The organism is Paenibacillus sp. Y660 (assembly GCF_057221575.1).
In genome coordinates this window covers 1-15332 of record NZ_JBXBBJ010000021.1, presented here as the reverse complement: position 1 = coordinate 15332, position 15332 = coordinate 1, and the positions used below count along the sequence as shown (strand labels likewise).

The window sequence follows — 15332 nt, the reverse complement described above, 5'->3', positions numbered from 1 at the left end:
CGAGATAGCCTCTATTTTCACTGAGGTATCTCGGCCTTCTCTACCTGCCCATGCGTTACGTGAATGATTATTGCAGGAAACCTTCTTTGAAGATATTTAGCAAATATTCGAGTGTCGTCGGGTCGCTGTAAGTAGCAGCTTCCGTGTCAATCTCGATGATATGATTGTTTTGGACAGCGGGGATTTTCTTCCAAGTATCCGACTCCATGAAGGAATTGTCTCCCGTTGCGCTTCTGCTGAGAACGAGATAATCGCCGGCATAGTCGCTGAGAACTTCAGTGGAGAGCGTATAGTAGCCTGGTCCGAGAGCGTCCGTTTTGACTTTCTCCGGCATGTTCAGACCCATTGCCTGAAACAGCAACTCGGTTCCGCGCGCCCAGTTGTTGCCGAACACGTAGAAGTTTTTGGAGTCGGTTTCGAACACCGATACTGTCGCGTTCTCGCCGATCTTCGCTTTGATTTCTTGGCCGATTGCTTCAGCGCGTTGTGTGAAATCATCAATCCAAGCTTTTGCTTCCTGCTCTTTATTCAGCAGCTTGCCGATTTCGAGCTGCTGCGCCAAGTAGTCCAGCTTGCCCCACGTATAGGCGACAGTAGGCGCGATCTCCTTCAGCTTATCAATATTTTTGCTGTTTGCATCGGTGATGATTAGATCCGGTTCTACCTCGACAATCTTCTCGAGATTGTCTTCGGATACAACTTCTACCCCAGACAGCTTCTCTGTGAAGAGCGGATTCTTGTTCGTCCACTCATCTACACCGACAAGCGTTCCGTCTAGCGATAGGACGTTCGGCGCGTTCGTTAGAGCAACAATACGCTTCGGACTTGCCGGCACTTCTACCGGACCGAGCTCGGATTGATACGTAATCGTACCGGTATTTGCTGCCGGTTCGGTGGCTACGGGTTCGCTCGCTCCCGGGCTGGCGCTTGGAGACGATGCTTCATTGGTCGAGGCATTGTTTCCGCAAGCGCTGACGAAAATAACAGACAACATAAGAAAGATGGACAGAAGAAATTTTTTATTCATTCTCAAACCCCTTTAATTGATATTGATTCTCAATTTCACTCGAAAATTATTATATCTATCTATAAGCATGCTGTCAACGAAATAAATCGATGTATTTTCTTGAAGACGTTCCGCTATAGAGCTCCTCCTCCCCTCCCCCGTGCTTTGAGTACATCTAGCGCATCCAGCAACCAGTTGCCCGCGAAGCGTTCAGTTCAGATCAAGCGAAGCCTTGTGTTCGCCTTCATCTATGAGGGTGTGACGAAACAAACCTGCCACAAATTTCAGTGACAGGTTTGTTTTTAGGATATATGCATTAGCAGTATGCCAAAGTAACGTCAAATGAATTAAGCGTATTCATCATAAAACCAATCACTATTTCCTCAGTCGCTCTTCCTATTTGCTTCCAGTTCATTCATTAGTTGCAGCATTTAATAAGATCTGTCCGTTTGCATAAACAATATCCGATAAATATTCGTTTCTCTCAGTGGAAAAATTAGCAAAGTCCGCCATGTTTGATATGACCGCCGCATATAGGGACAGGCTGCCGTCATGATTATCCACGAGGATCATATCCTCATTAAAATGTGTGTATGGCAAAGTTATAATTTTTTTGGCTGCCGGACTAAAATAAGCCACATGAGAACGATGAAGGCCGGAGCCCCATGAATATGTAAAATACAATTCCGATTTCTCGTCACTGTCCATATCGGCTAGAGCCATGCTTGTTACGCCAAGGCCGCCGAAAAACTCACCGAGCGGATATACCTCTCCCTCATATAGCAAAAATGATGCGGAGGATTTGTCATATTTGAAAATTGTATAATCAGAGTTTTCTTTAATAGATTCCGGTGTGATGTTATAGCACTTGTCTGAGTCGTAGCCTGATTTGAAATCCTTTTGCAAAGCTAGAAAAGCATCGACACCGTCCTGAGATCCCACGATAGCAGCATTTTCAGGCATTCCCTCGTCAAGCTTCGAAATTTTATAAATACTCCAAATATATTCGCTCTTTAGGGTATTGACGTTATCCTTGTGCATTTTCGCGAGCCATACCTCATTGTCCAGCAGATAAAGACGATAACCAGGATCAACGGCCGAATGATTAAGTACGTACTGATAGCGTTCCTTATATCCGGAAATATCGGGAACATTCATGTTAGGCATCATAAAGCTTTCTTTAAAACTCTGCTCATCTAAAGCTTTCCGTTCATAGACAGCCGCCATTTTCTGTTGATTGCCGGCTTCGTCGGTTATGATAAGCGAGTTTTCGGTAAATGTGTAGTACTCCTTAAATCCTTCAAAGGCCTTAAACGAGCTCAGTAGATTCATATACACCTGCTCCTCAAAGCGATAGCTGCCGTACGGCTCTCCAGTCTCTTTCAATACCCCATTCATGATTGGATTCGTTGCACAGACGGCGACAGCTAGTATACAGGCAGCGGCAGAGAAGGCGATCACCCGTTTTTTCGGCGCCTTAAACCGAAGGATATTTTTCACGCGCTCCCGGATGCCCGTCTCTCCGAAGGCCAGCGGGCTTGCAGACGGAAAGCGGCGGTTTGCCGCAAAAGAGAGCAAAGACGTGCAATATTCCTTTGCGATGCCCGAACCGGCCTCCGACAGCACCTTTTCATCGCAGCTCATCTCCATGTCTTTGGCCATCAATGCGAAGGCAAGCCACGCAAGCGGATTAAACCAGTGAAAGGCGAGTACCACAAATGCGAGCGGCTTGATAAGGTGATCTTTTCTTTTTAAATGATAGGCCTCGTGCTTCAGGATGTAGACGCGTTCCTGCTCTCGAAGCCCAAAGGGGATATAAATTCGCGGCTTGATAAAGCCAAGAATAAACGGTGATCGAATGCTGTCGGACTCAAAAATATGGTTATCCAGACGGACTGCTGTGACCATGCGACGTTTCAAGCATAAGTAGGACACGATGCCATAAATTAGCAATACAGCGACGCCTGAACACCACAAGATTGCGCCGATCTGTATCCATATTTGCAGAGGATTCGCGCTAGCAGCCGGGGTAGCCCGAGGCAGGGTGTCGCTAATCATGACGTTCATGGTCGGTATGCCCACCGTCATCCCCGGATTCTTCATATAGCCGATATCCGCAGGGACATAGCTCAGCGTCGCTTCGCCGCTCTTTTGTGCTGCGGTCATATCAAAGGGTGGAGCATTAAAGATACTGAACTCCGAAGAAATGGACACTGGACATACAAGGCGGAACAGAACAATACCCCACAACAAATAGGAATATTTCTTCGGCGCTCGTTTCAGCAGCAGACGGATGAGAAGCACGGCGACGATCACATAAGTTGCTGTGAGAGTCATATTGAGTATTTTTAGAAACAACGTTTCCATATACTCAACCCTCCTTATGCTCGTCAATCAGACGCTTTAGCTCATCAGCTTCCTTATTGGAGAGTGCTTTATTGCCGAAAAAAGATACGAGAAACTGGGGCAGCGAGCCCTCGAAGGTCCGCTCGATAAAATGTTCACTCTCATAAGCCTGTATCTGCTCCTTTGGGATAATGGAGCTTACAATTGTATCCTCATTTTTAAGAAGTCCTTTTTCACACATTTTCCGAAGCACAGTATAGGTGGTGGGCTTTTTCCAGCCAAGTTTTTCTGAACATAGGGTTACCAGCCTTCCCGACGCCACCGGCTCACTCTCCCACACGACAAGCATAAAGCGATAATCACTTTCACATAGCTTCAAGTTGCTCATAATAGCCTCCCCTATCTGGTTTATAGTTATAGACCCATGTAACGAGTTTATAACTATAAACCGGAACAGTCAATGAAAATAGGAGAGCAAGGTTAGACCAATTCTTCAATCGACACCAGGTACAACAAATTGCCTTCACTGAACAGCACACGATTCTCTCGAAAATCTTGTGTTAGCGAAACAAGCGGCTCGGCTTTTTCATTCAGAAAATGGATCTCTTGCCCTGCGGACAAGCTGCCCGGTTTTTCATTTCTCTTGAGAATATAGGTTCCGCTTTTTCCCCTTTTGAACCCCTAAGCTTTGCTGCCCCAAGCATATTTCTAAGCCCTGACTTCATGCAGAAATATACCATCCTTGCGGTTCTGACCGTCTACCGCCAAGCGGATCGAAACCAAAAGTTCGCCACCTTTGCTGACAAGGCGGTTTAACGACATCTAACTGGGTTTAATTCCATATACTTTAAGCGCTTTTAGTACACTAGAGCTTACAAGTATGTACAGATGCGCGCCAAATGGCATGTACCTTCTGGCTGCCAGAGAATTATCCAGAAGAATATCGTACTCCAGATACCGCGCCCTTTCTACAATCTTACTGGTATCTCTCTAATGCTCAGCAAATCTCCCCCCGTTATTGATGATTAAATAACATAAATTGGCTTGAAAGAAATTTGATTTGAATAAATAAAAACAGTGTTATCTGAAAAAGATTATATAGATTCAAAAATACATCTTTGGAGGAGTACTTTATGACATTTCAACAAATTTGGGAAGCTGATATGAACGGAAACGGAATATATCCTTTAATTAAAGGATTAAGTGACAATCAAAAGTTAGCAGAACAAGGTTACATTATTGTCGATATGAGCCCCACCCCCGATGAATCTCTATCACAAGGGAGTGAAAAAAATGAAATTTCAGTATTCAAGGAAATACACATTCCTGAAAGTAAACAGAGGTCCTACGATTTATTCTTAAAACTGCACGATAATTATGAATGGGGGGTAGGGTTAAATGATCCTTCTAATCCTGAGGAGCAGGTTGAAATCAGCGAGTTCTTACAGTTTGCAATTGGAACTAAGCCAATGCAAATTGCTCGGGAATATGCCCAATCCAACGGACATATTGCTGTCGAAAACTCAGATGAAGATTGGATAGAAATGCTAAAAACTCTCTGGTTCAAACAATTCAAAGGAAATAGTACCTCTTATTTTGAACATGTGTTCTTAGGAGAACAAGGCAGTAAAAAAAGAAAATTGGGCGGCCATCATTTTTGGTACCATTATTTGATTAACGATGGTCCCTACGTCGAACTAAAAAAAGAAGATTCAATCGTATTCATCAAACATGTTGAAGTAAATAAAATAGAAGCAAGTAAGCTAGCTGAAGTCATAACTATCAAATATTCACTGGAGGAAGAAGATAAGCAAGGCAAGAAAACAAAACTGTTGAAAGATATAGGGGGATTCTTTGTAGGTACAAGTGCGGAAGGCTTACTTGCCCTTGGTACAGTTGCTTTTCTTGATGGCAGGGAAAACATCCCAGTTGAACTTAATGGGGAGAAGCTTGATATCACTGTTTTTCGAACACGGGATAGTGAAAAAAATGCAAGAACTTTCTATCCAGTAATAAAAGAAGCAGTCCCAGTGTAAACTAAGTGCTTACAATTAGCCAAGTGTAAGTGGCTGAGTAATTAAACAAGAGCAAGCAAAAGAAGCCGAGCCATTACGCATACTGTGGCTGAATCCTGCTTGCTCTTGTTACTCTGCAATCAGACATAAAATGGCCACCTCATTTAAAATGATGTCGCTTAAGTCATGAGAATGAGAATTCACTATCCCAGCCCAATCTGTAACTTCTTTCTGTGCCTCTCTGGAGTTAAAAAGTTGACTCCTCAGATAATGCTTACATCTATGGGCTTGGCCTTAGGAAAGCGCCAAAAACCTGCTTTTACTAACCTATGGCGGCGGTCATCGGGTACAGCCCTCGGAGGCTAACGAGACTAACCCATCATACCTTTACCATCATGTTTGAAAACGGTTCACCTCGATTGATCTTAAACTGCCGTTAATCAAATTACTGCTAACAACCTATTGTAAGAAAGTAGGTCGGTCCTTATAGGGTGTTGGAATCCCTACGTAAATATCAGATGTAATTTCAATGACCTTGACTCCATGTTGATTCCACTCACGAATACTTAGTGAGTTGACTTCGAAGTGAAGGACTGAAATGTCGTATGGACCAAGGTCCTCATCCGCTGAATGTGCTCGCTCCTTTGAACTTAACGGTTGAAGCTTTAATGTCCTTAATGTATCCATCCGTTTCATTTCAGCAAGTAATCCCTCGTATTGTCTGTGATGCTTCTCCGTGTTGACACGGAGCATAAAAAACACACCGCCAAAGGCATATAGTCTATCTGAAGGTGTATTCAACATTCTAAATGCATCAACTCGCTTCTCTGCTTTACTCCTTCCCGCTCGCTACAGTGTTTTGTGAAACAAAACTCCAATCGCTCCAGCTGTTGGATTCTACCGGAAAGAGCTTACAGCTATGTGATTGACCTTTGGAATGCGCCAAGGGAACTGCCTTTCCAAGTCTATGGCGATCATTAGGTACAGCACTCGAAGACTAACCCCTATCATTCTTTTACCATCACTTGTGATACGGTTCTCCGCGCTGTCTGTAACGGTAAGCTTTATTAAAAAACAGGGCGCCAAGTCCGGCCACCCGTTAATTTATATTGATATTCGACTCAAGATTCCATGCCCCGAAGTCTACTGGATGTTGAAGCTGGCGATAATTTTGTCGTATTCCTTCAAATCTTTAGCCTGATACCGAGTCTTATCGACAAAGAACATCAGGGTCGCGAAATTGGAATCCTTTTGGATGAAGACCAACTTGCCGACCGTGTCACTTGTCTCGTAATCAATTATCTGGGCTTCTGCTCCGGCGACCTTTGTATTCGTTTGCTTGTTTACTTTGACGTACTTGAACGCATTCTTCAATGCCTGCTTGACATACTCGTCCAAGGTCAAGCCTTCCTCTGACTCCAATCGGAAGTCCACTCCCATATAATAGTTGCTGTACAACTTCCAATTATCAGTCATTACAGAGGGTCTCCAATTGCCATTAATGACAATCTGGAAGAAGTTCGAGGTGTCCCGATCAAATAAATCCACGTACATGGGACCGCCGATGGTTAATTTATTTGCCTTGCTGTCGAAAACGAGTTTCGAATTTAGACCGAAATAATCAGAAATGCTCTTGGCTGGCAAATATAAACTTCCATTGTACTGTAACGCCTTGACTCCATCGATTTCCTGACCGTTCAATTCCACTTTGAGCGAAGGATTAAAGAGCGCCTTTACTTCCTTCCAAACAGGTCCTGCCCAGGCTCCGGTTGCGTTCCCAGCAAGAAGACTGCCACAATCAATCCCACCCAATATTTCTTGTTCATTTACCTTCCCCCTATTGTTCAACAACATCTCCATTCTACCATATTTTTCAAAAAATAGGCATTTTAAGAGGACGTCACACATATCAAAATGGATGAAAAACGGCAAAGACTCAGCCCACTTGGTGCAGAGAAAAAACGGTCAATTAGCTACTAATCTAAGTTTGTTCTCCGGCAGCTTACAGCCCTGCCCCTTTTATGTGGATTGTCTTTTCTCCGGCTCCGACAGAAAATTGGGCGACAGCATTGTGCTCGTCTTCATCTAGTAGACCGAAATCATCATTGCGCCGTAAGCAATTGTCTAAAATACTTGCCGTTATTTATGGTAAGGTTCTCCGCGCAGCCTGTAACGACAAATTTTGAATAAAGGCCACCCCGATAAAAGGATAGAACTTGTGCATTTGCAAGGTATACGCAATATAGGCTTTACGACAGGAGATTTATTAAAACCTCTCCTCATTACTTTTGTATGGACGGTTGTATTAACCATTGTGTCTGTTGTTTTGTATCAACGACGGTTAAAGGATGAGTAGGAAAAAATTACAAAAGAACGGTTGCACCTACTTATGGATTCGTCGATGCCGTTAATGCAGCAAAGGGAATTCTTTTTTATTCCAAATCTTGCTATTTTTATAAAGTTTGATTATACTCTAGCCACTATAGAATCGCGTATTTCTACCGAGGAGGGACCAATTCCGATGAATTTAGCCGTCAAGTTGATGCAAAAATTCAAAGACCGCGATACCCAGAATAAGCTGAAAGTCTATCAGGACAAAGTGGAGCTCATCAGGAAACGGAATTTGGAAGCATGGGACGATGGGCAGCTTCAAGCGGAATCCCTCCGGCTGCAAAAAGAAGCAAAATTGGGTACGCCTTTGGATGAGCTGCTTGTCGATGCTTATGCGTTAGTCTGCGAGGCAGCGAAGAGAAAGCTCGGATTACAGCCTTACGATGTCCAGATCATGGCTGCCATCGCTCTGCACGAGAGAGTTGTGATCGAGCAGCATACCGGTGAAGGAAAAACGCTCTCTGCTGTTATGCCTGCTTATCTAAATGCGCTGACCGGCGAAGGCGTTCATGTGCTGACTTTTAACGATTATTTGGCAAATCGAGATGCGGAGTGGATGGGCCCGATCTATCGTTTCCTTGGGTTAACAGTAAACTCGGTTCAAGCGGGTATGAGCCTGTTTGAGAAACGGGAAGCGTACGCCAAGGATATAACTTATGTTACGGCTAAAGAGGCGGGATTCGATTATTTGCGCGACACGATCGCACTAAACGAAGCCGATACCGTGCATCGTCCTTTCCACTACGTCATCGTCGACGAAGCGGATTCACTGCTTCTCGACGAAGCGCGGGTGCCGCTAGTCATCACCGACGAGTCGGGCACTTCCAGCGACGATCGCATTCGTTTCGCAGAAGTGGCTCGGCAGCTTGAGCAAGCAGAGCATTACGACTTCGATGAGTTCCAGCGGAACGTATACTTGAATGAAGCAGGCTCAGCGAAAGCGGAGGCACTGCTGGGATGCGGCAATATGTACGATAGCCATAACAGTCATTTGTTAACGTCATTGAATTGCGCGCTGCATGTGGAATCGTTATTAAAAAAAGACGTCGATTACATCGTCCGGGACGGTAAAATCGAGCTGATCGAAGAATATACCGGACGCGTGGCGGAGAACAGGTATTTACCGGATGGGTTGCAAGCCGCGCTTGCGGCCAAAGAAGGACTGCAGTCTAATGCTGGCGGGAAAATTCTCGGGATGATCACCCTTCAACATTTCATTAGTCTGTATCCGAAGATTTGCGGAATGACGGCTACCGCGCACGCTTCCGCAATGGAATTCGAAGATATTTATGCGCTGCAGGTCGTGCAAATTCCGCCGAACCGGCCAAACATACGGATCGACCATCCGCACCGGATTTATACCCATAAAGAAGCCAAGCTTAAGGCGCTTGTACACGAAATCTCGTCCGTCCATGCGACGGGGCGTCCAATTCTCGTCGGTACTTCAAGCGTCGAGGAGTCTGACATGCTGGCGGAGGCGCTAGCCGTTGCCGACGTACCTTGCCATGTTCTGAATGCGAAAAACGACGCAGAGGAAGCAGAGATCATCGCCAAAGCGGGCGAAGTCGGTGCCGTGACGGTGTCTACAAATATGGCGGGACGCGGCGTCGACATTCGGCTAGGCGGCGGCAACCCCACGCAAGCAGAAGCTGTCGCCAAGCTGGGTGGGTTGTATGTGATTGGTACACATGTAAACGAAAGCGTGCGGATCGACGACCAGCTGCGCGGGCGTTCTGGCCGCCAAGGTGACCCGGGTGCCTCCGTATTTTTCGTAAGCTTGGAGGACGAGTTGATGCTTCAGTTCGGCATCAATAAAGCGATTCGCGCTCCTAGACAGGATGAGGCTCTCGAAGAGTCGGTGCTCCGCAGCAAAATTACGCATATTCAGCGCGTTATTATGGGCCAAAACTTCCATATCCGCCAGGAACTGAACAGTTATTCGGATATGGTGGAGGATCAGAGGCGAATTTTATACGCGGATAGACTCGGAATTTTGAAAGGCGAGAAGCCGATGAGCACTTCGGAGCAGCGGGTACGGCTTTTTTATATCGACGAGTTCTGGGCTGACCATCTTGCATACGTTTCTTACATTCGCGAAGGCATCCACTTGGAGAGCCTTGTCAGCGGCAATCCGATCGACGAATTTCATGCACAAATCACCCAAGCATACGAGCAAATTCCAGCTAAAATAAATAGCGAGTCGGCGAATATGCTTGTAAGGCTCGGAGGTTCGAATGATCCGGCGAAGTGGGAAGAGTTCGGTCTGAAGAGCCCTACTTCCACTCGAACTTATATAATCAACGATCAATACATCCAGAATAAGCGCGGCTCATGGTCCGCAATGACTGTATTTGCTTTTGGGATTCGCAAGATTTTGAGGCCGATATTCAAACTGTCAGAATTTTGATGCAGCGTAGCTTTTTCGAGGATGATCGCGTTGTCGGCCTTTTGCTGCACGAAATAACAGCTACTTCTCGACAATATCTGAATACCCACTAGACGATTACAACACTTGAATAATTGTAACGAAGCTAATTTATTTGCCACCTTATCCGGTTGGAGTTCTTGATATTAAAATCAGAATAGTAAACCGATCATCGCCGCCATAGCTTTGGCGGCTTTTTTGCATCCATTTTGAGAGGAGCAATTCATATGCCCAATGCAACAGCAACACGCACAGTTGACTTCTGCCGCAATCACCTGAAGTCACCATTTTGTTGACTCCATGTTGAATGAGTACTTTTGGCTGTTGAGTTGTTGACTTGGCTTAATCGATTCTATATGACAGCTCACACACAAAGGCTGGCAACCGCTTCAAGCGCTGTAACTGCCTTACATCGTAACGAGCAGATGCTCGATTCGAAGCTTCATGAAAGTCTTTTTAACGGGCCAGCGTTGACTCCGTGTTAACTTAGACCATAAAAAATACATCACCCAAGGCGCAAGCCCCTTGTGGCGATGTATTCAAATCATACTTACTACTATATGCCTTTTGGCACTTACTCGTCTTCGGTTGCTACAGGGTTCTGAGAGTCCGAACTCCAATCGCTCCAGCTGCAAAATTCATCACTTACTCTTGCAATGCTTCCTTGGTTGCAGGCATTCCGGCTTCAATTAAGCGTTTGTTACCAGCGAAGAATATGGCCAGAGTAACGATTAACAATCCGGTCCCAACAAGCAGCCATTCAATCTCAATCACATCCGCAAGCGGGCCAAAAATCAGCATGCCAATTGGCATCATCGAAGTCGATATCATACCGAATACGCCGAAAATGCGCCCCATATAATTCGGATCCACCTTTTCCTGCAGCAAGACGGTCGTTGGCGTATTCATCATTGGTATTGCAACGCCGAATACAGCCATCACCATTAAGTAAATCCAGAATATCGGAACAATGCCCAAAACTAACGTGCATACGCCCATAATCAAGTTAGCGAAAGTCATCGTATATACTTTGTTGCGGAAGCCGCCCCATGATGCGATTATGGCCCCGCCGGCCATCATCCCGATTGAAAAAGCAATTTCGATGGCCGTCAACCGCCAATACTCATCTCCGAAGCTGCGAGTGACTTGCAGCGGCGTTAAAAACGCGGCCGGAGCCATTAATACAAAGAAAAAGGCGAAAAAAATAAAAAAGGTTTTCAGGAAGCTATGATTCTTAATATAGTTTAATCCCTGCTTGAAGTCATCCATATAACTTGTCGTTTGTTTATCCGACGCCTTTTGGTGCAAAGGTATTTTCAGAAAGAAAAATAACGTAAAGATCGCGATCGCCGCTGTGATAACATCGATAAAGAAAATGACTTCAATGGTTGCCATGGAAAGCAGCGTCGCGCTGACAATAGGCGCAACGAACATCATCAGCGCCTGAAGTGTTCCGTTTATTCCATTGACCTTCGTCAGCTTATCCTCAGGAACAATTTGCGGCAATATCGCTCCCACTGCAGGCGTTTGAATGCCTGCTCCGAGCGCGCGGACGGCGGCAATGACAAACAACAACCATGGCGCATCATATCCCAGTAAAAAAGTGAGAGCGAGCAGCAGCGTAACAATAGCGATCATGGCATCCGCTATCATAATCAGATATTTTCGGTTGAAGCGGTCCGCCCACACACCAGCAAACGGCGATAACAGAAAAGTAGGAATGAACCCGCAGACGATAAATAGCGTCATCATAAGACCTGATTTTGTAGTAAGCGTCACATGCCACATAATCGCATATTGAACTAATGCAGAACCAAATAACGATATGGTTTGACTGCTCAAAAAAAGAATAATATCCCTTTTCCAATGTTTTTTTTCTTCGGTTTGTGTCATCTCTTACACCTTTCTGGAGCAAAAGTATTCATCATTGATTTGGAGGCTTCCTCGTAAGTCATTGCCATATTCCATACAACTAATTCTATCTGCAGGCACAGAATAATTGCGAATATCGCTTTCTATACAACTTACTTCTCCCAGTAAATCAAAAATGGTTCTCCCGCCTCTTATTATGACACGAACAAAAGCGGTCGGTTTCTTATGGATTGCTGGTTTTACCTTTCCAATCATCTGCTTTCCACTATCAGGCTGCAGAGATACAGGGCACTAAACTGATATGTTCTAACAAAACGCTGAGGGCCGGGATTGTCACCTTAATGGAGGCTGTCCCGACCCTTTGTTTGTATACACCAGCATACGAGCGCATGCTCGGTTCAAGCCGCGATGTAAGTATTTCATGATCTAAGTGTTGACTCAATATTGACTTCGAGCATAAATAATACATCGCCCAAGGCACGTGGCTCATATGGCGATGTACTCCGAGTCAAATACTACTATACTGCTTAAGCCTTCTCCTCGTCGCCAGTCGCAACAGGGTTACTCGGGTCGCCACTCCAATCACTCCAACTCCCCGATTTGCTTTTTATGTTCAACTTAGTTCCTAAGTACACACCATTCTTTGGCCACAATATTTATTTTATTATGAATCAAGCAAGCCACTCACAATTAAAATGGAGTGGCTTGCTTGATTATGCAAATCGATTTGCAGTTGCCCACTTTGTTATTACTTTTTCGAGAATATCTAGCCGTGGTAGAGAACGATACCAGTGTTGGGCTTGATCGCCTGGCAAACAACTTGACGCCGCCAAAAACGCCCTTTTTACCCACGGAGATAATTCCGAAGCATTTCTCCTTCTTGGACGAAACCAATGATCTAATCCTGCTCTCCCCATAGCTAAAATCAATTCTCTTTGCGAGTATTGATCAGTTAGCTCAGTGTATAGTCTCGTATATCTGTCCTCATTATTCCATCTATTATTAGTAAAGGTGTTTAGTATCCATATCCTGTTGTATTCAAGATGTCCTACAATTGAGTCTGTGCAAATGTCAAGCAGTTGTGTGCCAATCCATTGTTTTGTTTCAACGTCTATCTCAATTGTTTGAAAATACACCATCACTTCTTTAACCACAGGATAAAGTTTATTAAAATTTCGGATCAAACAATCCACGCTGTCCTGACTACTTATTTGTGTTAACCTTTTCAAAAGAAATCTCACTAGGGAAATATCAATATCATCCACCTCTTCCAAATGTGCTTCTAAAATTCCTTCTAGGTTCATTCGTCTGATATTTTCTTGTGTATCCTCATCAAGATCATCAAAATTAAAGTTATCATATGGGTCCATATATGAAACTATTTCATTAAATTGCTCACTCAAGCCTCTAATTTCTCTTACTTCTTCGTTTCCTAAAATCATATTTTCAAAATCCTCAATCGTCATAATGCGAGTTTTATGTTGTTGTAAAGTTAATCCATGGTTTTCAAATAATAAGTTAGCTAAAGTTGCTAATGCTGCCATAGCATCTTTTTCTGTATGACAAAATATTCTGAAATCATCAACAAACCTACAATGTGTTATTCCCTCACCCATTAGTCCACGGTCTACATCGTCCAAGACTAATTCAGCAAGTAAACGGGACGCTGCCTGTCCTACAGGAATTCCATACGAAACACTGCCATTCATTTGACTTAAGCATCTTTTTAATGCTTTTACATGATTTGTTTTAATATGTACTGCCTGTCCTAGTGCTTGTTCTAGTGGATGAGAATAAATCCTTGGAAAAAAGTCTGCAATATCAGCAGTTACAACATATTGAAATTCACCCCTATCCACTTGTTCTTTGCAGTAGTTTTGAAAATTCCCCCAGCTATAGTTCGGATCATACATACGGCCATCGTCATCAGGATCAAATCTACTAGAAAAAGCTATATTTTGATCCTTTGGTATCCTAAATGCTTCTATATCCTGCCCTATCTCATACATCAATGCTGTAAAAGTAATAGAATCCATTGGGTCAAGTTGTGTAGAAATTCGAAATCCATATCGATGTTTTGGTGTTAATAATCTTCGATAAGTACGCAACTCCCACCCTAAAACATTTTGTTGTATGAGATCGGGCTTAACATCTTGTTCCCAGTAATTCCGAATAGCAGAAAACTCAAACGGGAGTGGAAAGATATCAGTATCCCCGAATTTCTCTATATGCTTTAAAGCCCAATCATATGACTGTGACTGTAGTCTTAACATTTATCTCTCCCCTTTTTGTATTAAAGTAAATTACACACACAATGTACTTTACAGACTTCGTCTCTTCGTTCAAAAACTATAGTTACTTTTTGTATTTCTTATTTTGCATTTCGAAGGAAATTTGAGGAATAGCAAAGTCTTCTGTAAATGGTCTGAGTTCTTCAACATATTTAGGTACTATTTGAATACTCTCACCTATAATCTTTGAATAGTCCTTTTTCATTTGTTGAAATACCTTACTGTACCCTTTGTACATATTACTTGTTTCATCATACAAACTTAAAAGCCATTCCTTTCTATACTTTTGATAAATATATATTTCAATTGGGTTTGGATTTTCAATGACACTCGTTTTATTATCAATATAGTTATACTTATCTGCTACTTCATATTGTGCATATATCAGTGATTCAGGAATGTGAGAATTCCAATTTCTACTATTATTAAGCTGTGCTAGGATATCTTTAATCTCATCGTTTAATTCTTCTAAATCAAACTCACCTTTTTTTCTATCTATCAATTTCCTAAACTTTTTATAGGATGCAGAGGAATTAGCTTCATCTGCTAACATATTCAAAAGCTCAATATTTAGTTTTCCAATTTTATCGGAAAAATTATTATAGATAGTTCCTTCAAAAGAAATAATGTCTTCATTCCTAAGGTGCAACTCTTCAATCTTTTCATTTAATTTTTTTAAATAATATTTCAGCCTTTGAATTTGTTTATGCGTTGCAATAACTAAGAATCGAAGATAAATAATAAAATCGTTTCTATTTTCAAGTTTATATACTTTGTAATTCTCTTTGGTCATTTGATTTCCCCTCTCTTTAGAAGATATTTGATAACAAAATATCCAAGTAATTCGGATGCTGGATTGGATACATGACTTATGCAGTTCATTCCAAGCGATGGAAACCGATTAATAGTCATAGAAATGTAAGCTAAAAGCCGGAAAACCCCTTGACTTTTGGAAATCACACCAATAATCGCGAAGAATACCTTTT

Annotated in this window: 10 protein-coding genes; 2 read left to right on the top strand and 8 right to left on the bottom strand. The window is 43.2% G+C overall.

All coding sequences use genetic code 11. From position 1 onward, the window contains the following. Positions 1 to 67 precede the first annotated feature (67 nt). The 3 genes from AC2TDN_RS20000 to AC2TDN_RS19990 all read right to left on the bottom strand — a co-directional run bounded on the left by AC2TDN_RS20000 (position 68) and on the right by AC2TDN_RS19990 (position 3740). Positions 68 to 1027 carry an iron-hydroxamate ABC transporter substrate-binding protein gene (locus tag AC2TDN_RS20000; protein ID WP_484689967.1) on the bottom strand — a complete coding sequence of 320 codons (960 nt, stop codon included), beginning with the start codon at positions 1025 to 1027 and terminating at the stop codon, positions 68 to 70. A 390-nt stretch (positions 1028 to 1417) separates the two neighbouring features. After that, entirely contained in the window at positions 1418 to 3373 is a 1956-nt protein-coding gene (locus AC2TDN_RS19995) for a M56 family metallopeptidase (RefSeq protein ID WP_484689966.1), read from the bottom strand. Positions 3374 to 3377: 4 nt separating this feature from the next. Continuing rightward, a complete protein-coding gene (locus AC2TDN_RS19990) occupies positions 3378 to 3740 on the bottom strand; it encodes a BlaI/MecI/CopY family transcriptional regulator (RefSeq protein ID WP_430055466.1) in 363 nt (120 codons plus the stop codon). A 745-nt stretch (positions 3741 to 4485) separates the two neighbouring features. On the opposite strand from AC2TDN_RS19990, the gene AC2TDN_RS19985 reads away from it, so the two are divergent. Then, on the top strand, positions 4486 to 5388 hold the full coding sequence (locus AC2TDN_RS19985) for a hypothetical protein (RefSeq protein WP_484689965.1): 903 nt from the start codon (positions 4486 to 4488) through the stop codon (positions 5386 to 5388). A 1122-nt stretch (positions 5389 to 6510) separates the two neighbouring features. On the opposite strand, the gene AC2TDN_RS19980 is transcribed toward AC2TDN_RS19985, so the two are convergent. Next, on the bottom strand, positions 6511 to 7215 hold the full coding sequence (locus AC2TDN_RS19980) for a hypothetical protein (RefSeq protein WP_484689964.1): 705 nt from the start codon (positions 7213 to 7215) through the stop codon (positions 6511 to 6513). Positions 7216 to 7888: 673 nt separating this feature from the next. Between AC2TDN_RS19980 and AC2TDN_RS19975 the strand changes: the two genes are divergently transcribed. Next, positions 7889 to 10165 (top strand): preprotein translocase subunit SecA, encoded by a 2277-nt coding sequence (locus AC2TDN_RS19975; protein ID WP_484689963.1) that lies wholly within the window; start codon positions 7889 to 7891, stop codon positions 10163 to 10165. Positions 10166 to 10828: 663 nt separating this feature from the next. Here AC2TDN_RS19975 and AC2TDN_RS19970 read toward each other — a convergent pair. The 4 genes from AC2TDN_RS19970 to AC2TDN_RS19955 form a co-directional block, all read right to left on the bottom strand. Continuing rightward, entirely contained in the window at positions 10829 to 12076 is a 1248-nt protein-coding gene (locus tag AC2TDN_RS19970) for an MFS transporter (protein ID WP_484689962.1), read from the bottom strand. Between the two features lie 692 nt (positions 12077 to 12768). Further along, entirely contained in the window at positions 12769 to 14328 is a 1560-nt protein-coding gene (locus AC2TDN_RS19965; protein ID WP_484689961.1) for an RNA-directed DNA polymerase, read from the bottom strand. 82 nt (positions 14329 to 14410) lie between these two features. Next, a complete protein-coding gene (locus tag AC2TDN_RS19960; protein WP_484689960.1) occupies positions 14411 to 15139 on the bottom strand; it encodes a hypothetical protein in 729 nt (242 codons plus the stop codon). After that, the coding region (locus tag AC2TDN_RS19955) for a hypothetical protein (protein WP_484689959.1) at positions 15136 to 15332 on the bottom strand (197 nt) is incomplete at its 5' end. The genes AC2TDN_RS19955 and AC2TDN_RS19960, both read right to left, overlap by 4 nt.